General features: G+C 54.0%; 17 protein-coding genes and 1 pseudogene. 3 read left to right on the top strand and 15 right to left on the bottom strand.

Features of this window, described 5'->3' with window-relative positions:
- Positions 1-149 precede the first annotated feature (149 nt).
- A complete protein-coding gene (locus FKG94_RS23765; RefSeq protein ID WP_218943622.1) occupies positions 150-1,067 on the top strand; it encodes a Fic family protein in 918 nt (305 codons plus the stop codon).
- Between the two features lie 10 nt (positions 1,068-1,077).
- Here FKG94_RS23765 and panB (FKG94_RS23760) read toward each other — a convergent pair whose 3' ends face one another.
- Entirely contained in the window at positions 1,078-1,905 is an 828-nt protein-coding gene (gene panB / locus FKG94_RS23760; RefSeq protein WP_142929440.1) for a 3-methyl-2-oxobutanoate hydroxymethyltransferase, read from the bottom strand.
- Positions 1,906-1,907: 2 nt separating this feature from the next.
- Positions 1,908-2,387 (bottom strand): annotated as a pseudogene (locus tag FKG94_RS23755) (deoxynucleoside kinase); the annotation flags it as partial.
- A gap of 212 nt (positions 2,388-2,599) precedes the next feature.
- On the opposite strand from FKG94_RS23755, the gene FKG94_RS23750 reads away from it, so the two are divergent.
- Both FKG94_RS23750 and FKG94_RS29645 read left to right on the top strand, forming a co-directional pair.
- Positions 2,600-3,034 carry an IS3 family transposase gene (locus tag FKG94_RS23750; protein ID WP_142929438.1) on the top strand — a complete coding sequence of 145 codons (435 nt, stop codon included), beginning with the start codon at positions 2,600-2,602 and terminating at the stop codon, positions 3,032-3,034.
- A gap of 51 nt (positions 3,035-3,085) precedes the next feature.
- A complete protein-coding gene (locus FKG94_RS29645) occupies positions 3,086-3,181 on the top strand; it encodes a SymE family type I addiction module toxin (RefSeq protein WP_142929437.1) in 96 nt (31 codons plus the stop codon).
- Positions 3,182-3,432: 251 nt separating this feature from the next.
- On the opposite strand, the gene FKG94_RS23740 is transcribed toward FKG94_RS29645, so the two are convergent.
- The 13 genes from FKG94_RS23740 to dksA all read right to left on the bottom strand — a co-directional run bounded on the left by FKG94_RS23740 (position 3,433) and on the right by dksA (position 26,510).
- The gene (locus FKG94_RS23740) at positions 3,433-3,876 is read right to left on the bottom strand and encodes a hypothetical protein (RefSeq protein ID WP_142929436.1); all 444 of its coding nucleotides are present in this window, start codon (positions 3,874-3,876) and stop codon (positions 3,433-3,435) included.
- Positions 3,876-5,252, bottom strand: coding sequence for an RHS repeat-associated core domain-containing protein (locus FKG94_RS23735; RefSeq protein WP_142929435.1), 1,377 nt, complete (start codon positions 5,250-5,252; stop codon positions 3,876-3,878). The genes FKG94_RS23740 and FKG94_RS23735 overlap by 1 nt, the downstream gene beginning before the upstream one ends.
- A gap of 27 nt (positions 5,253-5,279) precedes the next feature.
- Positions 5,280-14,717, bottom strand: coding sequence for a hypothetical protein (locus FKG94_RS23730; protein WP_142929434.1), 9,438 nt, complete (start codon positions 14,715-14,717; stop codon positions 5,280-5,282).
- A 112-nt stretch (positions 14,718-14,829) separates the two neighbouring features.
- On the bottom strand, positions 14,830-15,099 hold the full coding sequence (locus FKG94_RS23725) for a hypothetical protein (protein WP_142929433.1): 270 nt from the start codon (positions 15,097-15,099) through the stop codon (positions 14,830-14,832).
- 877 nt (positions 15,100-15,976) lie between these two features.
- Entirely contained in the window at positions 15,977-16,804 is an 828-nt protein-coding gene (gene panB, locus FKG94_RS23720; protein WP_142929432.1) for a 3-methyl-2-oxobutanoate hydroxymethyltransferase, read from the bottom strand.
- A gap of 2 nt (positions 16,805-16,806) precedes the next feature.
- Complete coding sequence (locus FKG94_RS23715; protein WP_142929431.1) at positions 16,807-17,502, bottom strand: deoxynucleoside kinase; 696 nt, start codon at positions 17,500-17,502, stop codon at positions 16,807-16,809.
- A gap of 109 nt (positions 17,503-17,611) precedes the next feature.
- Positions 17,612-18,109, bottom strand: a complete 498-nt coding sequence (gene folK / locus FKG94_RS23710) for a 2-amino-4-hydroxy-6-hydroxymethyldihydropteridine diphosphokinase (protein WP_142929430.1) — start codon at positions 18,107-18,109, stop codon at positions 17,612-17,614.
- Entirely contained in the window at positions 18,106-19,497 is a 1,392-nt protein-coding gene (gene pcnB / locus FKG94_RS23705; protein WP_142929429.1) for a polynucleotide adenylyltransferase PcnB, read from the bottom strand. The genes folK and pcnB overlap by 4 nt, the downstream gene beginning before the upstream one ends.
- A 520-nt stretch (positions 19,498-20,017) precedes the next feature.
- A complete protein-coding gene (locus tag FKG94_RS23700; RefSeq protein ID WP_142929428.1) occupies positions 20,018-21,427 on the bottom strand; it encodes a sigma-54-dependent transcriptional regulator in 1,410 nt (469 codons plus the stop codon).
- Positions 21,428-21,525: 98 nt separating this feature from the next.
- Positions 21,526-24,483 carry an ATP-binding protein gene (locus tag FKG94_RS23695; RefSeq protein WP_142929427.1) on the bottom strand — a complete coding sequence of 986 codons (2,958 nt, stop codon included), beginning with the start codon at positions 24,481-24,483 and terminating at the stop codon, positions 21,526-21,528.
- Positions 24,473-24,649, bottom strand: a complete 177-nt coding sequence (locus FKG94_RS28800) for a hypothetical protein (protein WP_179957784.1) — start codon at positions 24,647-24,649, stop codon at positions 24,473-24,475. Before FKG94_RS28800 ends, FKG94_RS23695 begins: the two co-directional genes overlap by 11 nt.
- 414 nt (positions 24,650-25,063) lie before the next feature.
- Complete coding sequence (gene gluQRS, locus FKG94_RS23690; protein WP_142929426.1) at positions 25,064-25,999, bottom strand: tRNA glutamyl-Q(34) synthetase GluQRS; 936 nt, start codon at positions 25,997-25,999, stop codon at positions 25,064-25,066.
- A gap of 64 nt (positions 26,000-26,063) precedes the next feature.
- Positions 26,064-26,510: an RNA polymerase-binding protein DksA gene (gene dksA / locus FKG94_RS23685; protein ID WP_142929425.1), complete on the bottom strand. Its 447-nt coding sequence runs from the start codon at positions 26,508-26,510 to the stop codon at positions 26,064-26,066.
- Between the last annotated feature and the right edge of the window lie 237 nt (positions 26,511-26,747).

Here is a 26,747-nt window from a genome sequence, read left to right as displayed (position 1 = left end):
GCCATTGCTCTGCCGTGCGATACTTCTTTGGTTCTGTCGTTGGGGTCATGTGTGCCTCCTTTGATGTAGAGGCCAGTGTATTGCGTGAGACCAGCAATCGGAATAGCGTCACCGAATGACCGCTTACGATTGAGCGGTTAACACAATCCGTGATTGTTACCTCTACGGGGGCATCTAACCGGATTGAGGGCAATAAGCTCAGCGATGATGAGGTCGAGGCCCTTTACAGGTCCATGCGTATCAAGTCATTCAAGACTCGTGATGAGCAGGAAGTGGCTGGGTATTTGAAGACACTGCAAACCGTGTTTGACAGTTACGAGGGTATACCAGTCAGTGAGTCCAGCATTTTACACCTGCATCAAACCATGCTGGCTTTCAGTGATAAAGACCAACGGCATATGGGGCAGTATAAGTTTGGCTCTAATCGGGTGGAAGCCAAAGATCACAATGGCAATGTGGTAGGAGTTGTCTTCGATCCTACACCACCGCATTTGACACAAAAAGAAATGCAGGAATTAGTCAGTTGGTATGGTTGGGCGATAGCAGAAAAGTTCAAGCATCCGCTTATCCTGATTGCTAATTTTATCTTTGAGTATCTGGCCATCCACCCGTTTCAGGATGGGAATGGGCGCACAAGCCGCCTGCTTACAAATCTGATGCTGCTACAACAGGGGTATACTTTTACCTCATTGGTTTCGCATGAAAAATTGGTGGAAAAGAGCAAGGCAGATTATTATCTGGCTTTGAACAAAACCCAAAAAACGTGGAAGACTGATACAGAAGACCTTTCGCCTTGGTTGCTGTTTATTTTTGATATTTTTTATCAGCAGGCGATAGAGGCTCAAGCCTTACTGGAAAGTGATCAGTTTGAATATCTACTCTCTGAGAAACAGTTGCAGTTCTGGCAGTGGGCAAAACAGCAGGGTGAGTTCTCACGCAAAACCGCTGTCGATGAGTTGGGCTTTGCGCCAAGGACAATTGAGGCTATGACCAAGAAACTTCTGGATATGAAGAAATTGGAGCGGTTGGGTCAGGGTCGTGCAACCCGTTATCAGGTGGTTGATTGAGCTCACTTATCTAACCAAACGTATGGCTCTCGTCCGGAAACATCCCGGCCTTAACATCCGCCACATACTTGCGCAGGGCGCCCGGGATATCTTCCGCTTCCACCAAAAAATTCTTCGAAAATTTCGGCGGCTGCGGCGTCAGGCCGAGAATGTCGTTGATCACCAGCACCTGGGCGTTGGTATCGCGGCCGGCGCCGATACCGATGGTGGGCATGCTGACCGCCGCTGTGACCTTCGCCGCCAGTGCGTTGGGTACGCACTCGAGCACCAGCAGGTCGGCGCCGGCCCGGTCCAGCAGTTTGGCGTCCTCGAGAATTTGTTCGGCCTGGGCCTGATCCCGCCCCTGCACCCGAAAGCCGCCGAATTTATTCACCGATTGCGGTGTCAGGCCCAGGTGTGCGCACACCGGTATGCCGCACTCACCGAGCATGCGCACGGTATCGGCGAGCCAGGCGCCGCCCTCGATTTTCACCATATGGGCGCCCGCCTGCATAATGCGTGTGGCGTTGACCATCGCCTGCTCGGCGGTGGCGTAAGTCATAAACGGCATATCGCCCATAATTAATGATTTGTTGTTGCCGCGCTTGACCGCCTCGACATGGTAAATCATCTGCTCCATGGTCACGGGAATGGTGCTGTCGTAACCCAGCACCGTCATACCGAGACTGTCACCTACCAGTAGCACCTCGACGCCGCTCTTGCGGGCCATGGCCGCCATAGGTGCATCGTAGAGCGCCACGGTGACGAATTTGTCGCCCTCGGCTTTCATCTTGCGCAGGGTGTTGATGGTGATCGGCTGACTGAGCGCCGTATCCGCGGACGCGTTAGCGTATGGCATGGCTAGCCCCTGGACTGGTTGTGATGGGGATTGTAGTAGTGACGGCCGCTGTTAATGGTCAACATATACTCGACTAACTGGGCGTAGTGTTCGGCGTTGCCGGCCAGATCGATCTCGGTGGCGTTGACGATCAGCAGCGGCGCGCTGTCGTAGTAGTGGAAGAAGCGGGTGTAGGCATCGTTGAGCGACGCCAGGTAATCGGCATCGATATGGCGTTCTGCCGCCACCCCGCGCTTGCGGATGCGGTCCAACAGAATATCGATGGGGGCCTGCAGGAAGATCACCAGATCGGGCGTGGGAGCGTCCACCGTTATCTGTTCGTAGACTTGGTTGTAAAGGCGCAGCTCGTCGTCATCGAGCGTGACCTGGGCGAACAGCGGGTCTTTTTCCAGCAGGAAATCCGCCACCCGCACCGGTGCGAACATATCGGCCTGGCGCAGCGCCTGTAATTGTTTGCTGCGCTGGAACAGGAAGAACAGTTGTGCGGCCGATAGGGGACGGAGGGATTATTTTTCAAACAACTCTTTGGCTGTTTTTTAATCCCTCTGAACCTGCCCCAGTTTAATGGATACTTTAAATCGGCGACAATGTCGCCTCAGGAGTATCCATATGACCGGAAAAAGAAAGTCATACAAGACATATGCCAAAGAATTTAAACTTGAAGCGGTGCGGCTGATGAGAGAGTCAGGGCTGGTTGTACTTGGCTGTCGTGATTGATTTGTTCTCTCGCTGTGTCATTGGCTGGTCGATGAGCGACAAGAATGATACCTCTCTGGTGCAGGATGCACTGACCATGGCACTCTGGCGCAGAGGCCATGCCAAGGAGGTGGTTGTGCATTCAGATCAAGGCAGTACCTACGCTTCGGGTGCCTATCAGCAACTCCTGGAGGACAACCAACTGCTTTGCAGCATGAGTCGAAAAGGAGAGTGCCTGGACAATGCGGTTGCAGAGAGTTTCTTCGGTACGCTAAAGACGGAGTTGGTTGATCATGAGGACTATCGCACTAAAGCCCAGGCCAAGCAAAGCCTGTTTGAATACATAGAAATTTTTTACAATAGGAAGCGACGGCACTCATTTCTGGGCTACATGAGTCCGGAAGAATACGAAAGGCGATATGCCTCTCTTTAAAATCGTCCGTTTTATTGGGGGAACCTCACTCCGTCCCCTAATTTCCCTCAGATGAAAGGAAAGTGGTTGGTCAAGGCCGGCTTTACCATCGGTACCCCCGTCACCATCAAGGTCTCCGAGGGGTGTTTAGTGTTAACCGCCGAGTAGTAAAACAAAGCCCCGGTAAGGTCGCTTGCCGGGGCAGGGGTGGCCTGCTTAGGCCATCACCCTATTGAGAGTGAACTGTCCCCAGAACTCCCGTCGGTATCGCGACAGGCGCTGATGGGGGCAGCCTCTGTCTACCTGCATCGAACCGTCGATCAATCATCTGCCGATTGAGGTGCAAACCAGTTTAGAGGATCATCATTGACGCCATACTTTGAAATAATCATTTTAGCAATACCAGTCCAAGGTTTTTCTCAAATATTAAAATCTGGAAACTGATCAGTTAGAAGTTTCGATAACTCATCAATATCTAAATCATTAGTAGTGGAATATTCTAAAATAAGAGTTAGTAGAGTGTCATCATCTTCAGGCGTATTATGGAGAGAGGTATAGTTAAGCCTTGCAAGCCATGCATCCTTAGAGTCAGCGCCAGCTTCTTTTATTGCCTTGTTAAGATTTTGCCTGCATCTTTCAATTAAATTGTCACTGATTTCTTCAAAAGAGGCACTGTTCCTCCATAATTCTAAAGCCTTTTCCAGGGTAGACCGTAGCTCCTGATCCAGATCATCACATGCATTAATAGCCAGCATGATAACGACACCTTTTAATGAGTTGAAATGCGCAGTATCACGATTCTCGGACAAGTACTCTGTAATTTTGTCCTCTAGGTCTTCTAATTTTCGAGAATTTTCAGTCATTAATGGTCTACTCCCAACTGATCCATTACGTCACGACATGTAGAGCAAGGAGGTTTTATTGCTCCGGTCTTGTTATCTCTCACAGGTCCCATTCTAGCGCCCCTTAGAGTATCGCCTGCATTAGCAGCTTTATTCATAGCATCGATTTCACAGCAAGCTCCATGCGTTCCTGACGGATTCTTTACATTATCTAATGCGTTCGATACTTGATCGCTCATCGGCGCTCTCGGATCACCACCAGTTCGAGATGATCTCGTGCTATTGCCCGTAAATGTATTACCAGAGGTCGTGGTTAGCTCTCCACTTGCACCTTTGCGGCCTGCTCCCTTTGTAGCATTCGTACAATTACAATTATGCACCAATACCCGCTGCTCGCCCACAAAGTAATTGTGGTGCTCACCAACCTCGATATTATAGGTATCTTCCGCATAACCCTGAGCTTCAATCCCAACGACCTGTATTTCCCCACCCGCATCGTTAACCAGAGTCACACCCGGCTCAAGACTCCCTGACTCCACCCAGCCCCGGTCTATAACCCAGTAAGGATGGTTGTCTGTCACTGCAACCACTTCCCGGCCACCCCACGCATCTTCCGTGGTTAACCGGTAGATTTCCTTGCCCTCTGTCACATAACGGGCTGTAACGGGCCGCAATTCAACCTCGCCGCTAACCGGGTCCCGGGCATACACACGATCGCCCAAGGCGAGCTGATCAATCGCCACCAGACCCCGCTCGGCATAGACTGGCGTGCCTTCGACATAACAGCAGCAGCCCTTTAGCGCCTTGCTGAGTTTAGCGACCTTCTGTACCGTCTTGCCCGGGTTCAGCACACCCATCGCCGACTCTTTCACGGCCGATCCTACACCCAGGCTGCCGGTCGTTACGTAGTTAAAAGCGACATTCACGCCGACATCCAACACGAACTTGGCCGCAAAGTTCAGGAATTCACCGTCAGGGTCGACATACTTGTACGGGTTGTTATTGACGTATAAGTAGCGATTAAACGACATTGGATTGTGATCGACAAAACCCACCGGGTCCGGGCTCATAAAGCGGCCTGCCTCCGGGTCATAGTAGCGGGCCTTCATATAAGTCAGCCCGATGTCCTGGTCGTGGATATGGCCGGCATAAGCACTAGGCTCGGTCGTGTTACTACCGGCGAGCGGCTTGCCGTAAGGCGCATAGCGCTTGCGCCACAGTAAATTGCCGGCGGCATCTGAAGCCGCTACTACCGAGCCCAAAGCATCGTGGTGAAAATAGGTGACCGTGCGCTCCGCCAGAGCCGGTTGCAGCCCCGCCAGGCACAGCAGTAACAAACTCAAGCTTAAAACATGTGGGATCAACAAGCGTTGTTGTAAGTTGGCTAGCATGTTCATGGGAGAGGTATCCTTTTTCTCGATGGTTCAATGCAAGTGGTAGTACTGTGAATAAACAACGCTTCCCGGGTCTGTCGAGCGTTTGGCATTATGCGGTTGGCCCGCGACCGCCAACGATGTGAAGAAATCATTACGGAGCGCCAGGTTGCCGGTTAGCCAGTGACGGTCAAATACACCATCCGCGGGTTTCCTACAGCTTGAGGGCGACCTGTCATCGACAACCCTGGGGTCTGTACCGAGGCGCTGTTCCTCCAGATTACTTCGTCCATCGCCATCATTGTCCAACGACGCTTCCCCCGGCACTCTTGGATCAAAGCCGTGCTGGTATTGAAACCCGTCCAAGAGACCATCGCCGTCGGAATCGTCGAGCGTGGGGTTTGTGCCCAAGCGCTGTTCCTGGAGGTTAGTGAGTCCATCGCTGTCGGCGTCGAGATGTGTGCCGCCTGCAACAAGGGCATTCAGTTGGTTGTGGTGCTCGAAGTCATCCCGCAGACCATTGGCATCCGTGTCTTCATTTAAAAGATTCGTGCCAAGGGTATGCTCCAGTTGATCAGGGAGCCCATCGCCATCGGCGTACTGCGGTAAAAACCCACTCAGGTCAAAATTGACCACACGGCTCTTTTCATACACTGACATGCCGAGCAGTTGGCTTTCCGTCGGATTTACCAGCGCCGCCGCGATAGCCTGCGCGGCATGGCGGTCAACTTGCTGGGCGGTAAAGTGCATCAAGACGCGCGTTTCACCCGCCGGTACCGTCAGGTCGAAACTGTACTCCACGATATCACCCCCCGGTGCATCGGCATGTAAGGGCGTAGGCTTCTCGACACCGGTCTGGTCAGAGGAAAAGACGTAAACGAGAGCCGGTGAACCGCCCCTATCTGTGCCGTCGTCAATGACGAGATAGGTATCCTGTTCAGTGAGAAGTAAATCGCCGGAGGATGTGGCCACTACTTCAGTCGCCGTCCCGGAGCCAGGTTTCGAGTGTATGTTGACAGTCGCGGTCACATCGGCCGAAGTGCTGTTGGTGAACACCTCCAGATACCGTGCAAAACTCTGGGTGGGGTGCACAAAGATTTTGCGTACCACCTCAAGGGAGGACATAGTCCGGCCATTGAGTCGAATTTCCCTGCGACCGGATTCCAGGTGAGCAACGTCAGAACGCTGAATGCCGGCACCGTTAACCGACAACAGATACCCAACCTTCCCCACCCCATAAGCACCAGCCGAGCTGTAACCAATAAATCCCTGCGGAGAGATACCCCATATATAACCGCCACCATCAGTCAGGATATAGGGTAATTTGACTACCGGGGTATCATCATCAGGGTTTAATGGGTTAGTCCCATCAACCAGCACCTCCGTACCGTCATCAATGCCACCGGCATCAGTGTCCGCCAGCAAGGGGTTTGTTGCGTGTTGATTCAACTCGGCAAAATCTATCAGCGTGTCGCCATCAGTGTCCGAGAAGATTGGACTGGTACCGCCGATTTGCTCATCCAGATTAGTCAACCCGTCGCCGTCAGCATCCTCTGTTGCCTGCCCCGGCACAAGCGGATTCAGGTGAAACACCTTTTCAAAGCGATCCGACAAACCGTCCCCATCAGTGTCCTCGTGCATCGGGTCAGTACCGACAAAAACTTCCTGGATATCATTTAGCCCATCACCATCACTGTCGGTTAAATCAGTAGCATCAAAGTTCAATATACGTAACCTGTCTTCAGGCGAAATGCCGGCTAGTTGATGTTCGTCCAGTGTCAGCAACGCCTCTGCTGACGCAAAACCGGACGCTCGTGTTGGGTTCCGCGAGGCAAAGTGCATCAGGATGCGCGTTTCACCCGCCGGTACGGTTACGTTAAATTGATATCGACTCTCAGTACTCAAAAACCTTACCCAAAATGGCTCGAGCAATCCCGGCGCATCGCCCGAAAAAACATACGCTGTTGAGTAATCATCGTTGGCCGAAGCAACCACAAAATGGTTGTCCCCCTTGTCAGCGACAAGATCGCCGGACGATGTTCCAATAATGCCATAGCCTCCGTAATAATGAGATCGAACAGTTAGCGATGTCGATATGTCCTCGGAAGTGGCGTTGGTTAGTACCTCCAGATAACGTGCGTAGTTTCCATCCGCCGGCACATAAATTCTTCTTGTGATATCCAGTCCACCCAAAGTTCCCGATGGTGTCGTCACCTCCCGGCCATTGTTTACCAGCAAGCCCGTATAGGATGAAGGAGAGAACGACGTCAATTCAAGGCCGTATTGATTAAACCCACTCTGATCCAATCGACTAATACTGCCGTCGGCATCGAGAAACCAGCCAGCACCCGTGGCGTCCTCTAGCGAACGATACGGAAAGGTAATGCTCTGAGTGGTAAAACCCGGGTCGAGCGCATCGAGTGGATCGGTACCACCAGCCTGCACCTCCTGTCCATCACTGAGTCCGTCCCCGTCGCTGTCGGCAGTGGTCGGGTCGGTGCCATAGATGTTGACTTCTTGATCATCGGTCAGATCATCACCATCAGAGTCGATAGCTACCAGGCTTGATCCCGAGGCTGACTCCTCTGCATTGGTCAAACCGTCCTCATCCAGATCGCCGCCGGCATCGGCCGGGTCTAATGGATTGAGACCAACAGCCACCTCATATCCGTCATCAAGACCATCGCCATCCGAATCAACATTGAGCAAATCAAACCCGTAAAGCCTTTCCCGCCAATCGACAATCCCATCTCCGTCGGCATCTTGAAGGTGGTAGGCCTCAAGGTTAACCACTTGAGCCCTTTCCAGCGGCGACATACCGGCTGTAATCTCCTCGCTAAGCCCCGCCAGTGCTTCGACCGATGCAACAGCACTCTCGGCATCCGGTTCGTGCGATTGTATATGCATTAAAATACGTGTCTGCCCCGAAGGAACAAATAAGCTGAACTCGTATTCAGGCGTCGGTTTTGATGAGGCCAGACCCGTAAACCTGATGGGTTCCAGCAATCCTGGTTGAACATCAGAGAACATGTAGAAGATAGCGTCTTGGGTGCGACGATATGCCTCGCTCGTATCAGTTACGAAATAGTTATCCTCCACAGAGAATTCGAGGTCTCGAGTCGAAGTAGCCACCACACGCCTTTGATACTGTGCCCCATCGGACCTGAGCTCGACAGGTACCCTGATATTCGACCCTGTGGGATTGTGGAAAATATCCATCACCCTGGCAAAGTTATCTGTCTTCGGGATGTACAGTTTACGTGACATGATAAGTCCCGACCTTAAGGTAAATGGGGTTATGGTAACTTCATCACCATCTCGATTTACTGACAACCGGTCTACGGTTGGGAAAGACTGCCCCCAGCGGCCATCTACACGCACTAACAGCGTTCGCGAAAAACCGTCATCGCTAAAATCACCATCGGTGGCCACTTTGCGCACAAAACCATCACCATCGTGCGACACAAATGTGCCCTCAAAAGCCGACGTGGTAACAAGGTCATCGTTGCTCAGCAGCGGGTTCGTACCGTCTTCAAGCACTTCTATACCATCGTGCACACCTCCACCATCGGTGTCACGGCGAGTGGGGTCTGATGCGTAAATGTTAACCTCATCACCGTCAGACAAGCTATCGCCGTCGGAGTCTTGCGCCCTGGGGTCAAGACCCAGGGCGTGCTCCTGGCTATTTGTCAGTCCATCGCCATCGCTGTCCAAAGCCGCCTCGCCCACCGTCAGGGGATCAAAGCCAAAGTAGCTTTCGAACCTATCGTTAAGCCCATCGCCATCAGTGTCAGCGGCATCGGGTCGGGTCCCCAGATTCATTTCATGCAGAAGGGTCAATCCGTCGCCATCGGTGTCATCCTCACTGCTGTCGGCGACCAATGGATCGAGCCCGTTTTCAACTTCAAATCCATCGGGAAATCCGTCGCCGTCACTGTCTGCCTCCAGCGGATTTGATCCCACATGCTGTTCTTCCAGATTGGTGAGGCCGTCACTGTCGGTATCGACAGGCGCATCGCCATCCACTAATGGATTAAACCCAAACCTGACCTCGAATCCGTCCAGTAAACCGTCACTGTCGGTATCTGCTGACAGCGGATTAGTGCCCAATTCAGCCTCGTCTGCGTCTTTTAGGCCATCGGCATCGGAGTCCAGGTAGTTATAGGCTTCGAAGTTAATCACCTGCCGTCTCTCGGTGAGGGTCATACCGGAGAGCTTTTCTGCATCGAGATGAATCAAATCCTCTGCCGCAGCCAGGGCACTTTCTTCACTGGCATTGCGAGATGCAAAATGCATCACGATGCGTGTTTCTCCGGCGGGAATCGCCACTTCAAAGGTAACTGAGGTGACAGTGGCACTGGCTGTAATACTGGAAGGCTCGACGACATTGATATACGCATCGGAAAACGCATGTACCCTGCCTCTCCTGCCCGGATCATCTGACGCTGATATGTTGGTAATAACATAATTGTCTTCCGGTGTGAGTCTTTCATCCCCGGTGGAAGTCGTTACCACACCTATGTCATTGTATTGATCGCCGATGTAAAACATTCTGACAGTGGCTATCGAGTCTAACTCTGAGGGGTTGTGAAGCACTTCGAGGAATCTGGCGAAGTTCGATGTCTCGGAGATGTAAATTTTCCGACTCACTGAAAGGCCGGAGAAATCGACTGTGCCGATACTGACTTCACGCCCCTGGTTTTCAGTGTGCGCCGTATCTACAGTTGGCATGGATACCCCATCTACCGACAGCCCATAGTTCAGTCGACTCATCCGTGAGCTGCTAACAGGCCAGGACACTCTTCCTCCCCCTGTCGCATTAATATGCCAGGGAAAACCACCCCCATCGCTTAATTCGTAGGGTAGGGTCACCGGTTCGGGAGCGGCGTAGAAATCCGTCGCATCCAAAGGATCGGTACCATCCTCAAGCACTTCCCGACCATCGTTGACCCCGTCACCATCTGTATCATCAAGGCCTGGATCGGTCCCATATTCATTGACCTCCTCACCATCCAACAGACTATCGGCGTCGCTATCGGCCACCCTTGGGTTTGTGCCCAAGCTCTGCTCTTCGAGATTGGACAACTGGTCGGCGTCGGTATCCAGGGGCGCCTCTCCTGGAACCAGGGGATTAAAACCGTATTGGTGTTCAAAACCATCAAGCAGAAGATCGCCGTCACTGTCCGGGTTGTTGTAAATAGTGCCAAGTGTCACTTCCTGAAGGTTGGTCAGGCCATCCGCATCAGGGTCCTGCTCGGCTTCTCCGGGCGCCAGCGGGTCCCAACCATTTTGCACCTCTATACTGTCACTGAGTCCATCGCCATCCGTGTCGACACTAATGGGTGATGTTCCGAGTGTCTGTTCGTCGATATTACTGATACCATCACCATCGGTATCCAGATTTTCCTCCCCCGGGGTCGTCGGATCGAGCCAGTACTGAACCTCGAAACCGTCCAGCAAGCCGTCATTGTCAGAATCCGCGTTATTGATATCTGTGCCAAGGTTTTGTTCGAGCGTGTTTATCAAGCCGTCGCCATCGGTATCCAATAACCCTTCTCCCGCCACCAGTGGGTTCCAGCCTTGGGCTATTTCTATGCCGTCCAGCAGGCCATCGTGATCGCTGTCTCCTAAATAGGGATTTGTGCTCTCCACCTCAATTTCTTCGTAGTCGCTAAGGCCATCCCCATCGGAATCTGCAACCGCGATTAACGTGCCTAAATTAACCTCTCGCAAATTGGAAAGCCCGTCACCGTCCTTATCACCGGCAGCATCGGTATTGTCTGCCGGGTTTAAACCCAACTGCGTCTCGAGACAATCAGTAATACCGTCGCCATCGGTATCTATCAGGTGATCCATTGTTTTATCGTCGGAGCGGGCAAGTAGAATGGCTCCGATACGTATATAATCAGTGCTTTTACAGTCGAGAATACTGTCTTCAAAAATCAGATGGCCGGCCCGACTGTAGAGACTGTATTGAATATCATAGCTACCATGATTCCTGACAATTGTGCGCTGCCCATTGCCATCGTATGAAAAGCTTTTATTTACCTCGCCATCGGCCTTGACATAATAAAGGTTGTTCGCTTTGCTGTAGAAAAGTTCCTGATAACTCACGGGGATTTCCTGGTTGCCTATCTGTTCATAACGAACTTTTCTATTGGCATTACCCAAGTCGTCATAGCCATACACAATACGTTTAGCGCCTGCGTTCATCTGTGCCAGACGACGGGAAGAGTAGGCGTAACTGAAATTGTCTACACCCTCTGCCTTGGATGAAATATTGCCAAACACATCATAATCCATAACGCTGTCGCCCCAGGGACCGCTGGCCGCTCTGAGCCGATCCAGTCCATCGTAATCACCGGGCCGACTCATGTCTATGTTTTGCGCTGTGTCTATGGTATCTACGATGGATGTTATATTACCTATCTCATCATAGTCGTAGTTAAGGTCGACAAGAGCGGTACTTGTGATCCGTTGCGGAAACAGGCGTTGATTAAGCGATATCGTCGTTTCAACGCCGTTGGCACGGTCATAACCCCTAAGCTGACCATTGGGGTGGTAGAGCAGATTTGAGACAAAAGCACCAACCTGTGTTGGGCGATTGAGATTGTCGGGTTGATAATCTACGATCAATCCGCTGGGATAGGTGACACTGCCGGCAATATCCAGATTGTTGTAGGTATAAGCTACTTGATAGCTTCGACTTAGTGGCTTGGTAATTGTCACTGTTTCAGATAGCAAATTGTCATTGTCATCGTAGCCGTAGACCCACTGTATATCGCCTTTTGTAAGTTTCTTGAGCAGATCGTTCTTGTAGTACTCGCGCACGATGTCCGGGGTAGTATCCGGATAGTCAGTTAAAATCAATCGATTCAGGTTGTCATATCTGAAGATGGTTTCTGGAACGCCTTCCACTGTTTCCCTGATTAAATTTCCTACTTCATCGTAGTCATACTTTGTGGTTCCGATCTCGGGCTGAGTCTTGCTAACTAAAAGGAATCGGCTGTCATATTGGTATTCGTGCGCATAACCTGAGACCACACTGCCAATCAACTCGCCCTGAAGAACCCTCGTTGGCTGGTCGAATACATTGCGGTCTATAATCGTCGCGCTGCTCTCTGGTGATTCTATGTAGTGTAAAGCTTGTTTGCCTTGATCCACACCATACATACGGTAAACGTATTTAGTGACATGAGAGCGCTCATTGATTAGCGTCATTTCAGTATCGTTGTATCGATATTGCCGGTAAACCCCGTCGGGATGCCGCTCTCGTGTCACGCGATCCAGGCTATCATGCTCGTAGCTGACACCTGAGATTGAGTTGGGATAGGATGTAAAAACCGCGCGACCCAAGGCGTCATACTGAGTCGACAGGGTGATCGCCTCATTTAAATTCACGTCTTTTCGCTCCGTTTGAATTAACCGGCCAAAGCCATCAAACGTTTCAGTTTGCTGATAACCACCGCGATTTAAAATTCTTTTATAAGTTGAGCCTTGCGTCTGATAACTAATGCTTGCATCTGCATTAAGCGGGAAATCGATACCGCTAAGCCGGTTTAAGCTGTCGTAGGTAAACCGGGTGGTACGTGCTAAAGCATCTGTTTCGAACTCGACAGTACCGGTGTTGTTTACACCCCGACTGATGATAACAGATTCAGGATGGGTTTCCTGGCGGGCAATACCGCGCTTATAGTTGGAATAAGAAACTGTGTTGCCGCGGGCATCTTTTATCGAAGCGATATCACCTTCAGGCGTGTAGGTGTAATGTGTGGCAACGCCAAAGCGGTCTTCTTTCTGCAAACGGCCCTTATCGTCATAAGTTCGGTCAATAATTCCGACAACATCAGCGGACCCGCTGCCGTCATTTTCTACCAATGCTATTTCTTCGACTTCGGCCAGGCCTATGATCCATTTGTCGGCATCGTTGTAGTAAGTGTAACGCGTCTGTTTGTTGTCGCCCTGAAGGTTGGACTTCTCAAGCACCCGGCCAGGGTTGCCATACTGGTCATGGTCGTAGTACTCCGTGGCATGCAGGTAGCTGCCGGGCTCAACGGTGTCGCGTGAGTAATACTGACCTATCAGCACCGGCGTATTGGTTTCATGCTCTATCCACCAATCCCTGTAACCGGCGCCATGCCAATAATTTTCTTCTGAAATTTTTCGGTTACCCCAAACATACTCAACACGCTCCAGCAGGCTGTCTGACAGATCATATGTCTCTTTTATAGCCTGAGATCCCACGTAAGACGGGCGAAAATAAAAGTAATTGTTAGCGTCGGTATGGAAGGATTTACCGAAATGAAAATACTTATATCGAGCCGCCGGCGTGGTAATGGTGGTCACATCGTAATAGAGGTTGTCTCTATAAATCTCACTGGCCGGAGAAAATTCATATAACCAGGTGCCATCCTGTATAGAAGAGCCGGAGGTATTTTTCGTTTTAATCGACGTAGTTTTCAGTCGTGAACCCGGGTCAAATTCCACGTACTGGTAAGTGTAGTTTATCTCCGCGCCGTAGGGGTATCTGACGCTCTTTAAAGAGTAACTACCCACGCCGTCTTCATCAATCCCGTCATCCGGATCCGGATCATCAATTTGTCCGTTGTAACTATACACCCAACTCTGTCCGTCGGGACGCTTAACCTTCACTAGCTGTTGATAGACACCGCTTAAAAACCCTGGAATGGGCCGATATTCATACTCCCAGCGCTGCCCATTGGCAACGATTGCAGTCAGCGAGATTGCCGCAGTTGTTTCATTCGTATATTCGTATTGAACGATCGGTATGGATGGTCCGACATCGCTGCGAAAAATTTCTGTAATGTAGCTTATTCCCGCTGCATTAGTGGCATAGTCAATAGCGATCCAGTTGCCGTTGACATCTTCGATACGCGTCGTCAACCAGTTTGGCTCGCCCTGAAAAGCATCGTATTGATCCATGGTATAGCGCGTGCCATCCGGGCTGGTCACGATCATTCCCGAGGCGGTATCATTACAACGGGCACGCCAATTGCTTCGGGTAATCAGGCTGCCGTCGTTGTTGATACTGTTCAGCACTAGCAGTTCGCGACCACCATCAGCATACTCCAGGGATGGGTTATCGGCAGTTGTAACGGAAAACAGATGCTGCGCGCAAATCTTGTCGGCATTACTTTTTGAGGCAACAATTCGGCCAAAATGCATGACCCAACCGAAACCATTGATATTCAGCGTTGGATATACATTTGCCTGTATGCTCGTATAAACCCGATTGATGTTAATGTCCAGGCCTCCATTGCCTGGCACGGTGATATCCGTGTACTTCAATTGTAAGGTTCCGGAAAAAGGGTCTATATTTTCGCTAAAATTTTGATTGAGCGTTTCCTTAAAAGGGTTGATACCAGGTTCAGCATAGTAATCCCGAATCTCTTCAGCAGCGGAGAAAAGACTCATAAAAGAAAAATTGAAAACGAGTGCGCTTACAAAAAAGCGAAGTAAAAAATTCATGAGTATGTCCCTATTGTCGCTAGAATGCGCTTTGCTGATTACTTTCGAAATACAGCGATCTGCGCAATTCAACCTTTCCCTGTGAAAGTAATTAGTAATGGGAAGGCGGTGTTTACTGCTGATAATCCTTCGAATAACTACCGATTACCGATGACTCCCGATAGCTGGGTGTCGAGCGCTTGGGCACGGGCTTTTCCAGGGAGGATGTCTCGCTCGTCTTAGGAGCCGAAGTTATTGGCAATATTTTTCTATTTTCCAAATCTTCCGGTTGGCTCGAAAAAGTTAACAGCCAATACATCAAGGCGATAATAAAAACTGCGAACAGAGAAAAAACTACTAATGTACTGGTTTGAGTAAAAAAACCAAGTCGTCCTTCATTCATAACTATTCCCTCACAATTGTATCGACATGGCTGTATCGGAATGCTTGCCTTTAGAGCGCTGACAAAAATCGTGAACGCAATTCACGCAGGCTCGCTTGCAAGCCTAAAACAAGCTTCGCAACGGAGGCTCACACTAAAAGTGCTTCAAAGACAATTTCTAAAACACGCTGATTGTATTGCTGAAATTCTCTTACGCTTGTGCCTGTATTGATTGCATACAGAATAAGACTGTTAACACTTATTTCTCGATTAACATGCTGTCTTTCTCCCAGTCCCTGACATGGAAGGCAAGTCCAATATTCGCAAAGCTACGCCCACGCCAAAATATTGTCAAGTCGGCTCAGCACTCTATATGGCATATATTATTTTGGTTGCTATCAACAACAGAGCGGGTAAGAATTTAAGGGCGCAAATTATCGGTATTCTCGGGGAGTGTAGATCTACAGTAAAACCGGTCGAATCTGATTGATATATTGCACGATACCGAGCTGTGACACAGCCGCATGTCACTCAAAACGCATGTCGCTCAAAAGGGGAATCGAGTAGTGTCTGGAAAATCCTATCAAAATAGCCCCGGCGTATCTTATTTTTTCAACAAAAAGCGTTGTTCATGCAAAACACTACATCTTGCCGCGAGCCGCAATTCTGAAATTGAAACGTTGAAATTACCACTAACCTGTGCTTGTCCATAAATAGTGAAATTTTTAAAATTAGAAAAAATAGTCTTCCGCTTTATTTATCAACAAGTTGAAGAATGAGATTTTGCAAAAGTGTCTGTTTAAGGGCGGGCACTAAATAGCATGCATTTGGTCAAGGCAGTGCGTTCGGGTCGGGGATTACCGGTTACCGGTGGGTTGGGACATCGCCGGGCGCTCAGCTAACCAAACGTATGACTGTCGTCCGGAAACACTCGGGCTTTCACATCCGCCACATACTTGCGCAGGGCGCCCGGAATGTCCTCCGCTTCCACTAAAAAGTTCTTGGAAAATTTCGGCGGCTGCGGTGTCAGGCCGAGAATATCATTGATCACCAATACCTGGGCATCGGTATCGCGGCCGGCGCCGATGCCGATGGTCGGCATATTCACGGCGGCGGTGATCGCCGCCGCCAGCGCATTGGGTACGCACTCGAGCACCAGCAGGTCGGCGCCGGCCCGGTCCAGCCGTTTGGCATCCTCGAGAATTTGTTCGGCCTGGGCCTGATCCCGCCCCTGCACCCGAAAGCCGCCGAATTTATTCACCGATTGCGGTGTCAGGCCCAGGTGTGCGCACACCGGTATGCCGCGCTCACCGAGCATGCGCACGGTATCGGCGAGCCAGGCGCCGCCCTCGATTTTCACCATATGGGCGCCCGCCTGCATAATGCGCGTTGCGTTGACCATGGCCTGCTCGGTGGTGGCGTAAGTCATAAACGGCATATCGCCCATAATCAATGATTTGTCGTTGCCGCGCTTGACCGCCTCGACATGGTAAATCATCTGTTCCATGGTCACGGGAATGGTGCTGTCGTAACCCAGCACCGTCATACCGAGACTGTCACCTACCAGTAGCACCTCGACGCCGCTCTTGCGGGCCATGGCCGCCATAGGCGCATCGTAGAGCGCCACGGTGACGAATTTGTCGCCCTCGGCTTTCATTTTGCGCAGGGTGTTGATGGTGATCGGCTGACTGAGCGCCGTATCCGCGGACGCGTTAGCGTATGGCATGGCTAGCCTCTGGACTGGTTGTGATGGGGATTGTAGTAGTGACGGCCGCTGTTAATGGTCAACATATACTCGACTAACTGGGCGTAGTGTTCGGCGTTGCCGGCCAGATCGATCTCGGTGGCGTTGACGATCAGCAGCGGCGCGCTGTCGTAGTAGTGGAAGAAGCGGGTGTAGGCATCGTTGAGCGACGCCAGGTAATCGGCATCGATATGGCGTTCTGCCGCCACCCCGCGCTTGCGGATGCGGTCCAACAGAATATCGATGGGGGCCTGCAGGAAGATCACCAGATCGGGCGTGGGAGCGTCCACCGTTATCTGTTCGTAGACTTGGTTGTAAAGGCGCAGCTCGTCGTCATCGAGCGTGACCTGGGCGAACAGCGGGTCTTTTTCCAGCAGGAAATCCGCCACCCGCACCGGTGCGAACATATCGGCCTGGCGCAGCGCCTGTAATTGTTTGCTGCGCTGGAACAGGAAGAACAGTTGTGTGGGCAGGGCGCTGGCGCGCGGGTCGGTATAGAAGCGCTCCAGGAACGGATTGGCCTCGGCCTGCTCCAGCAGGGTCTCATAGTTGAACGTGTGGGCGAGGTGTTTGGCCAGAGTGGTCTTGCCGACGCCTATGGGCCCTTCGATGGCAATATAGCGCGGTAGCGCGATACCCGAGAAGTCGAAGTGCAGGTCGAAACCATAATCCACAGCCATCAAATCCCCATTTTATCTACGAAAACGCCAGCCTACATGAACTTTACGCGTCAGTATGAACCATAACCGTTCACCGTGCCCGTTATCCGCTCCCTTTCGGTCGACCGGTTCAATTGTCCAGGCGCCGCAGCCCGTCCGCCGCGCACTTCGCTAATAATGACTCAACTGACACACCGTTGGGAAGGGTTAAGTCTCCCCCCAGGTCCGCCAGCGGATAGAGCACGAAATTGCGCTCCGCCAGGCGCGGGTGTGGTATTTGCAGGGTGTCGGAATGTATCTGCTGGCTGCCGTAGAGCAGGATGTCCAGATCCAGCGTGCGCGGGCCCCAGTGTTGGGTACGCACCCGCCGGTGCTGCTGTTCGATGGCCTGCAACGCCAGCAGCAGCGCCTGGGGCGCGAGGCGGGTACGCAGGTGGGCAACACCGTTGATATAGTCGGGCTGTGAGCCGGGCCCCACCGCGCGGCTCCGATACCAGGGAGAACTGGCCAGCAGTCGCGTCTGTGCCAGGTCCGACAGCTCCGCCAGGGCAGTTGTGACCTGCTGCAGCGGATCGGCCAGATTGCTCCCCAGGGCGATATAGGTATCGGTGGCGCCGTCGTCGATCATTCGGGGTCGGTGGGTGTAGCGGCCGGCCGGCGCCGGCGCCGGCGCGGTTTGCCGGCGCGGCGTCCGCCCAGTTGTTCCTGCAGTTTACTGCGTTGCGCGGCGTCGCCGTCCTGGTAGCGGGTCCACCATTCGCCCAGTCCCTGTAGATCTTCGCCGGCCTCTTCGCGCAGGAGTACGAAATCGTAGGCGGCGCGAAAGCGCGGGTGTTCCAACAGGCGCTCGGCGCGCTTGCCCTGGCGCCGGGGCAGCCGCCACTGCAAATCCCAAATTTCCCGCATGGTGATCAGAAACCGCTTGGGAATCGACGTGTGCGCCAACTGGGCGCTGATCACCGCCTGCATCGCCTGCTGCTGGGCCTCGACACTGGGTTCGCCACGTTGTTGAAACTCTTGTTGAAACTCTTGCTGAAGCCGGCGCTGCAGGGCCGGCCACAGCAGGGCGGCATAGATAAAGGCCGGCGTCACCCGTTTGCCGCGCTGGATCCGGTGATCCGTATTGCGCATGGCCTGGTGTACCAGGGCGCCGGCGATCTCATCGCCGCCGGTCAGAACGGCGTCGGTGGCGGGAAACAGATGGCCGAGCAGATTGTATTCCCGCAGCAGTTCGAAGGTGGCGGCCGCGTGACCGCCCATAAACAGCTTCAACACCTCCTCGAACATTCTGGCCGGGGGTATATGGCGCAGGAGTTCACCGAGCCGTCGAATTGGCGTCGCAGAGTCGGGCGCGATATCGAAATCCAGCTTGGCGGCGAAACGCAGGGCCCGCAACATGCGCACCGGGTCTTCCTGGTAGCGGGTCTCGGGATCGCCGATGACCCGCACCAGGCGCTGCTCGATGTCGTTTATGCCGCCGGTGTAGTCGTGAATACTGAAGTCTTTGGGGGTGTAGTAGAGCGCGTTGATAGAGAAATCGCGCCTGGCCGCATCCGATTGGATATCGCCGTAGACATTATCCCGGGTGAGCATACCCTGATCGCTTTTGGCCGCCTCCTGGTGGCCGCTGGCGTCCTCGTGATGGGCTCGAAAGGTTGTGACTTCGATAATCTCGCGGCCGAAACGCACATGCACGATACGAAAGCGGCGGCCGATGATACGGCTACTGCGAAACAGGCGTTTGACCTGCTCCGGCGTGGCATCGGTGGCGACATCGAAATCCTTGGGGTGGCCGCCAAGCAGCAGGTCGCGGACACCGCCCCCCACCAGGTAGGCCTCGAAGCCGGCTTCGTGCAGGCGCTTGATGACCTTCAGGGCACTGGCGCTTATATGCTTGCGGGAGATACTGTGCTGGTCGCGGGGGATGATCTGGTAATCCGTCTGGTCCCGGCCGGAGGACCTGTTGCTGATCTGGTCGTAAAGCTTTTTGGTAGAGTGATAAAGCCTTTTTAACATAATGCCTGGCTAGTGATAGCGACCTGTGAAAGCTGGTAAAAGTCGCGCAGTGTAACACGGCGGGGAGGAGGGGAGAATTGTATTCAGACAGTAAAACGGGAAAGCCAAGGCTTTCCCGTTGAATATTCTTTTTGTTATCCAGATAGTTGTTATTAAGCGGTGCTTCCCTGCTCAATAAGCAATTTGCTTTACTGGCAAACCCTCTCCAAGGTATTTTTAGTCAGTTTGTAACGCTGTTGTTATTGTTTGTTGTTGTTATTTTCTGTTTTTGTCTTCTTTTATTATTGTTTATTGTTTTTATTCTTCTGTTTTTGCGTTGTTTTTATTGTTTGTTGTTTTTATTGTGGGAACTACGTAAGCACTTTATGTGCCAGTAGTGGTTTTTCTTTACAAAACAATAATTTACATTTTTTAACACATAATTTGATTTTCTGGGGAACTTTCTATTCGTTACTTATTGTGCCGAAACCTGTTACTCGCGCCGGCTTAGGTAACACTTGCTCAAATAACCGCGGGCGGGTTACTTGACCGCTGTTACCGTGGCCTTTTTGCGCGGGATACCCAGCCGCTGGCGCCGCTCCCACAGGCACTTGCGGCTGACCCCGAGCTTGCGGGCCAGCTCGGTCTCGCTCATGGAATCCTGGTGCTCGAGGACGAAACGCTGGAAATAGTCCTCCAGCGACAGGTCCTCGTTGGGTTCGCTACCGTTGTATACCGGTATGTTGCCACCGCGCGCCGCGGCGTAGGGGTCGCTGTCGGTGATGTCGATATCCACCTTGACCAGGTCCAGATCGATAGACAGCAGTTCATGGCTGATTTCGGCGTCATCTTCACACAGGATCACCGCCCGCTGGATGGCGTTTTCCATCTCCCGGACGTTGCCCGGCCAGGTGTATGTGGTTACCGCCTGTACCGCCTCCGGCGACAGCCCCAGCAGGGGTTTGCCGAGCTGTTCGCAGTAGCGTTCCAGCAGCGCTTCAGCCAGGGCGATGATATCCTTGCCCCGCTCCCGCAGCGGCGGCAGGGTAAGCTGTACGACGTTGATACGGTAGAAGAGGTCCTCGCGGAACTGGCCGTCCTGGCACAGCTTGCGCAGGTCCCGGTGAGTGGCGGCGATCAGGCGCACATTGACCTTGTGGGATTCCACCGAACCGATCGGCCTCACCTCGCCCTCCTGCAGCACCCGCAGCAGCCGCGCCTGGGCCTCCAGCGGCAGCTCGCCGATCTCATCGAGGAACAGCGAGCCGCCGTCGGCCGCCGCTACCAGCCCTTCACGGGTGCTGGCGGCGCCGGTAAAGGCGCCTTTTTCATGGCCGAACAATTCCGATTCGATCAGGGTTTCGGGAATCGCGGCGCAGTTGACGGAAATCAACGGTTTGTCGGCCCGCGGGCTCTCCTCGTGAATGGCCCTGGCCACCAGCTCCTTACCGGTGCCGGTCTCCCCGTGCACCAGCACCGTGGCCTGGGTCGGCGCGACTTTGTGAATCCGGTTGTAGAGCTCCTGCATCACGGTGCTGGAGCCGATCATACCGCTGATGGCGTGGCTCGAGGTCTTTGACTGGCGCTTGTTTTTGGCGGCGTTGGCCTTGCCGATCACCCGTTTGACCGCGGCCACCATTTCGTCGTGATCGAAGGGTTTGGCGATATAGTCCACCGCCCCCATGCGCATGGAGTCTACGGCGGAGCGCAGGCTGGCGTAACTGGTCATGATCAGCACCGGCACCTCGCCCGCCAGTTTGATCAGGTCGGTGCCCGGGGCGCCCGGCAGGCGCAGATCGCTGATAATCAGGCTGAAGTTGGTGAGTGTATACTTATTGATCGCCTCTTTGACGGAACCGGCTTCACTGACCTGGTACCTGTTGCGCTCCAGCAGCTTGCGCAACGCGGTGCGGATGATGACTTCGTCTTCGACAATTAGTATCTGACTCATAGGACTCGGATATCTCTGAACATCTGTGCGTAGTTTTACCTTCCTTGCCGACATATTCAACCGCTAATGATAAGGAAATTCAGTTCCGCAGCGTCGGATCAGGTCATTTGGGTCAGTGGCTGGCGCGGCAGCTTTATGTTGAACCTGGCGCCACTGCGCTTTTCGGGATTGGCGGGGCTTTCGATGTCTATATGGCCGCCGTGGTCCTCGATAATGCTGTAGACCATCGACAGGCCCAGCCCGGTGCCCTCGCCCGGTTCCTTGGTGGTGAAAAACGGTTCCAGGATGCGCTCCATATGCTCCGGGGCGATACCGGACCCCTCGTCGGTAACGCTGATGACGATGATCTCGTCCTGCTGGCTGGCGCTGACCACCACCTCGCCGCCCTCGGGGCTGGCGTCGCGGGCGTTGGACAGCAGATTGACGAACACCTGAATCAGGCGCTGGCTGTCGCCGCGCACGGTGATCGCGCCGCTCAGGGTGTTGCGAAACTGCACCTGGGTCTTATCCCGCTGCAGGCGCAACAGGTGCATGGCTTCGTCGACACAGGCCTGCAGATTGACAGGTTGAAAATCCTCCGGCGACTGTTTGCCGATGTGGGAGAAGCTCACCAGCGACTGTACGATCCTGCTGATGCGGCTGGTTTGCGACAGAATCTGATCGGCGGTTTCGCGCACTTCGGCGCAGTCCGATTCGTAGCGCAGATTTTGCGCCAGGCAGTCGATGCCGGTAATGGGATTGCCGATTTCGTGGGCCACGCCCGCCGCCAGGCGACCGACGGAGGCGAGGCGCTCGCTGTGCACCAGTTCCTGTTCCAGCAGTTGGGTTTCAGTGACGTCCTCAAGCAGGATTACCTGGTCTTCGGTGCTCTGTGCCGCCGGCCCCTGAATACTGGATTTATGCAGGCTGATCCAGTGGATGTGCGCGTTCAACTGCACCTGCTGTTTGTACCTGTGGGTGGAGCGGCTGCGGGAAAAGCTGCCGATCAGGGTGCCCCAGGGTTGGGCGATATTGTCCAGGTGGGAGCCCATGACCTCATCGGTGGGAATACCGGTGAGTTCTTCCATGGCGCGATTCCACATCAGTATTTCCAGGTCTTTGCCCAGCGAACACACCGCCAGCGGCAACTCCTGCAGGGTGTTGCGGTGATAGAGTCGGAGGTTGTTGAGTTCGGCCGCCATGCCGGTGAGGTGATTGCGGTATTGCGCCAGACGGCTTTCAATCAGGTTGATATCGGAGGTGGCGCGGGTCTGGGGCACTTTATAGGGAATGTAGTCATCGAGAATTTCGCTCGCGACCCCGATTCCCATCAGTCGCGACAGGTTGATTTCGAGCTGGTCGCGCAGGCGCCGCAAGGCATAGGGCCGCCGCTCGTTGACGCTGAGGTTCAGTTGGCGCAGGGCGCGATCGACCTCTTCGCGGGCGTTGGCGTGGCCCAGGCTCTGGCTCAGGCGCTGTTGGAATTCCGCCGGGCTGTAGACATCCAGTGCCAGGCGCATGGGGTGGCTCAACTCGTCGCCGGCGCAAATTTCGGCGCTGTAGCGCTCCTCGTCACTGGCCTCGGTGGCCAGCGACAGCAGCACGAAAAGGGCTACGTTGACACTCAGCGACAGCAGTGTGATGCCGTTCCAATACTCGAAGCCCAGGGGAATCGGGGTGGCGACGCCGGGAATATAGAGCGCGTTCATACCGGTGATCAGCGGCAGCAACAGGCCCACGCCCCAAATCAGCGAGCCGGCGCTCAAACCGACGATCACACCGAGGCGGTTGCCGCGCGGCCAGTAGATGACCGCCAGTATGCCCGGCAGGAACTGCAGGGTTTCGATAAAGGCCATCAGCGCCAGGTTGGTCAGGCTGTACTCGTTGTTCAACGACAGGTAAAACAGGTAGCCGCCGATGAAGATGGCGGCGATCAGGGAGCGTCGCAGCCACAGTAACTGCTGGTAAATATTGTACTTGCCGCCGAAGTGAAAAATCGGCAGCAGCCAGTGATTGAGCAGCATGGTGGTCAGCGACAGGGTGATGGCCACCAGCGCGCCGGTGGCGGCGGACAGCCCGCCGATAAAGGCGATGATCGACAGCGTCGGGCTGCCGAACAGCATGGGTACTCCCAAGGGGAAATACTCGGTAGCCATGGGCGCATTCAGTTCGAAACCCGCCCACAGAATCGGGAAAATGGGCAGCGCCATCAACAACAGAAACAACGGAAACGCCCAGGTTATGGTGACGGTGGCATGTTTGGCGGTGTTTTCCACCACCGCCATATGGAAGATGTGGGGCATGGCCACGGCGGTGGCGATAAACACCAGCAGCAGGGTGTGGGAGGAGGTGCTGCGGATGGGGTCATACAGTAACTCGAGGTTTTCCGGATTCTGGCTCAACCACACATCCAGTTGGTCCAGGCCGCCGAACACGCCGTAGACCGCAAGCAGGCCGATAATACACAGCGCGCAGACTTTCACCAGCGACTCGAAGGCCATGGCGGTAATCAGGCCGCGATGGTGTTCCTGGTTGGAGCCGAACAGGATGGTGAACAGGGCCAGGATTACACAGTAGAGTAGTGCCATGGCCTCGCGGAAAGTAAAGGTATCTTGCAGCGGCGCCGGCGTTTCGCCCTCGGTCAACAGCCGCAGGGTATCGGCGACGGCCTGTATCTGCAGCGCCAGCAATGGCAGTACTGCCAGCAGCATGCACAGTGTCGCCAGACCGCCGATAGCCTGGCTGTGGTAGCGAAACACCAAGAGGTCCGCCAGGGTCAGGATTTGGTAGCGCCGCGCCAGTTCCGCCAGCGGCGCCAGCACCACCGGCGCGAACAGGAACAGGGCGCCGGTGCCGAGGTAATAGGCGAGGGCGCCGTAGCCGTGCTGGAAGGCCAGGTCGATCACGCCGTAGAACGACCAGGCGCTGGCGAAGATACCGAGGGAAAGGATATAGGTGATCGGGTGCTGGACCACCGCATCGGGAATCCAGCCGCGCTCGGTACTGTAGGCGATGCCGAACAGCAGGAGTAAATAGGCAATACTGAGAAAAGCGACCTGGCTCAGTTCAAATGTCATGTCGTTGCCTGCGGTTTTGAATAACGTAGGCAATGACAATTACCAGCATCCAGATGATGTAGGGTCGGTACCAGGCGCCGTCCGGGTTGATCATCCAGTTAAACAGCGTGGGTGAAAACACATAGAGCACCAACAGCAGGAACATCAGGGGGCGCTGGCTGTTCATTGTGGGTTACCCATGGTTAAAAGGGGCAAAGTAAAACATAAGTGTGTGAAAATCCAAAAGTCTGTTTTTGGTGGCCCCTTCTTCCGGCGGCACGGTGGGGGGACGTAACTTCAGTTGCGTCCCCCTAGAATGGCGCCACTCCCCTTTCTTAGGGCACTTCCTCCGGCGGCCCGGTGCGGGGACGTAACTTTAGTTGCGTCCCCTTAGAATGGTGCCACTCCCCTTCTTTCAAGGCACCTGTCCGGTGTACTGCGGTTTTCTTTCACCTTCCAGCCCAGTTTTGAGCGATTGACAATGCTTTTGTAACACCATGCCGCCGGAAGCGGTGCCGCTTGGGACTGGCGTGGTCCCTCTCGAGGGGGACGCAACTAAAGTTACGTCCCCACACCGTGCCACCGGGGGAGTATCCTTAACTCACTCCTGCCCCTTCGGTTCATGATTCGGATTTTCCAACTCAAGACACGCCGGCACTCGCTGCCGTTGCCAATGCTGTGTGCCCCAGTCCAACAGTGCCTGCGGATCGGCACTTTCCAGTTCTGCCGGCACCGACTGTCGCAGGCACTGCAGCGCCCGGTAGATATTGCCACCGGCGCGATCATCCTCCAGCGCCGCCGCGCCGGTCTGCTTGCTGAGTTTCTGCCCGCGGCGGTTGGTGATCAACGGCACATGGCCGTATTTTGGTATCGGCCCATCCAACAGTTGATATAAAAAAATCTGCCGCGGGGTGGAACTCAACAGATCGCTGCCACGAATGATATGAGTGATACACTGGTCGATGTCGTCGACCACCACAGCCAGTTGATAGGCAAACAACCCGTCTTTGCGGCGAATAATAAAATCGCCCACCTCGCGACCCAGGTCCTGGCGCTGGTGTCCCTGAAACAGATCGACGAAATCGATGGCGGAGCTGCCCGGCTCCGCCGTTGGCAGCCCTGTCACTTTGAGACGCACGGCAGTGGGCCCCCCGAAACCCTCGAGGCCGCGGCGGCAGCGCTCGTCATAAATACCACCCATGGCGGCGATGTCGCGACGGCTGCAGCGGCAGGGATAAGCCAATTGGCGCTCGAGGAGTCGTTCAAGACAGTCGATATATTCAGGTTGCCGCAGGCTTTGATAGCTTACCGCGCCGTCCCAGTGCAGGCCGTGGGCGTCCAGGCTGCGCAGGATGGCATCGGCGGCACCCGGCTGTTCCCGCGGCGGGTCCAGGTCTTCCATCCGCACCAGCCAGCGGCCGCCGGCGCAACGGGCGTCGAGAAAGCTGGCCAGGGCGCTGACCAGAGAGCCGAAATGGAGGGGGCCGGTGGGGGATGGCGCGAAACGACCGATATAGCCGGTGCCGGCGTTTGTCATCTCAATGTACGGGACGGTTAAGTGTTCGGGGCGGCGCTCGACGCCCCGTCTCCGGCCGGGGCGGTCAGCCGCCGGTGGTCTGTTTTTCCTTAATCTCGTCGAGGGTCTTGCAGTCGACGCACAGTGTCGCAGTGGGGCGGGCCTCGAGTCGGCGGATACCGATTTCGACACCGCAGGCGTCACAGTAACCGTAGTCGTCGGCCTCGATCAGTTCCATGGTGCTGTCGATCTTCTTGATCAGCTTGCGCTCGCGATCGCGGGTGCGCAATTCCAGACTGAACTCTTCTTCCTGACTGGCGCGATCCGCCGGGTCGGGGAAGTTGGCCGCCTCGTCTTTCATATGGCTCATGGTGCGGTCGACTTCTTCCATCAGCTCTTTTTTCCAAGCCTGAAGCAGACCCTTGAAATGCTCCTTTTGCTTGTCGTTCATATACTCTTCACCCTTGGCTTCCTTGTAGGGTGAGAATCCGTGTAGCGCAAAGCTTTCTGCGGTGTTCGAACTTTTCGGCATCGTTTTAGCGCCTCGTCATATACTTCCGGTGGTACTGTTGACCTATACCCTGGCGCCCTGAACATAAAGCACCCGGATATACTGTACCCTTTAGATATACCCTAGACCTGTTGAGTCCACAGTCTCACGGGCCCTCTAACTCATTAGCCCGCTATCACAGGCCTTCTTCTGTAACAGGCCTTCTTCTGTCATAGGCCCTCTTTATGGGGTCTACCGCCCTGAATTCAAGGCCCCCCA

This window comes from Exilibacterium tricleocarpae (assembly GCF_007004655.1).
GTDB classification, from domain to species: Bacteria; Pseudomonadota; Gammaproteobacteria; order Pseudomonadales; family Cellvibrionaceae; genus Exilibacterium; species Exilibacterium tricleocarpae.
Note: the sequence above shows the minus strand (reverse complement) of the source record. Positions and strands in the feature narration are given on the sequence as shown.

What these genes read in the sequence shown, in the direction of transcription:
- panB (WP_142929440.1), bottom strand. Translation starts at nt 1,905, where the DNA reads ATGCCATACGCTAACGCGTCCGCGGATACGGCGCTCAGTCAGCCGATC.
- FKG94_RS29645 (WP_142929437.1), top strand. Translation starts at nt 3,086, where the DNA reads ATGAAAGGAAAGTGGTTGGTCAAGGCCGGCTTTACCATCGGTACCCCC.
- FKG94_RS23740 (WP_142929436.1), bottom strand. Translation starts at nt 3,876, where the DNA reads ATGACTGAAAATTCTCGAAAATTAGAAGACCTAGAGGACAAAATTACA.
- FKG94_RS23735 (WP_142929435.1), bottom strand. Translation starts at nt 5,252, where the DNA reads ATGAACATGCTAGCCAACTTACAACAACGCTTGTTGATCCCACATGTT.
- FKG94_RS23730 (WP_142929434.1), bottom strand. Translation starts at nt 14,717, where the DNA reads ATGAATTTTTTACTTCGCTTTTTTGTAAGCGCACTCGTTTTCAATTTT.
- FKG94_RS23725 (WP_142929433.1), bottom strand. Translation starts at nt 15,099, where the DNA reads ATGAATGAAGGACGACTTGGTTTTTTTACTCAAACCAGTACATTAGTA.
- panB (WP_142929432.1), bottom strand. Translation starts at nt 16,804, where the DNA reads ATGCCATACGCTAACGCGTCCGCGGATACGGCGCTCAGTCAGCCGATC.
- FKG94_RS23715 (WP_142929431.1), bottom strand. Translation starts at nt 17,502, where the DNA reads ATGGCTGTGGATTATGGTTTCGACCTGCACTTCGACTTCTCGGGTATC.
- folK (WP_142929430.1), bottom strand. Translation starts at nt 18,109, where the DNA reads ATGATCGACGACGGCGCCACCGATACCTATATCGCCCTGGGGAGCAAT.
- pcnB (WP_142929429.1), bottom strand. Translation starts at nt 19,497, where the DNA reads ATGTTAAAAAGGCTTTATCACTCTACCAAAAAGCTTTACGACCAGATC.
- FKG94_RS23700 (WP_142929428.1), bottom strand. Translation starts at nt 21,427, where the DNA reads ATGAGTCAGATACTAATTGTCGAAGACGAAGTCATCATCCGCACCGCG.
- FKG94_RS23695 (WP_142929427.1), bottom strand. Translation starts at nt 24,483, where the DNA reads ATGACATTTGAACTGAGCCAGGTCGCTTTTCTCAGTATTGCCTATTTA.
- FKG94_RS28800 (WP_179957784.1), bottom strand. Translation starts at nt 24,649, where the DNA reads ATGAACAGCCAGCGCCCCCTGATGTTCCTGCTGTTGGTGCTCTATGTG.
- gluQRS (WP_142929426.1), bottom strand. Translation starts at nt 25,999, where the DNA reads ATGACAAACGCCGGCACCGGCTATATCGGTCGTTTCGCGCCATCCCCC.
- dksA (WP_142929425.1), bottom strand. Translation starts at nt 26,510, where the DNA reads ATGCCGAAAAGTTCGAACACCGCAGAAAGCTTTGCGCTACACGGATTC.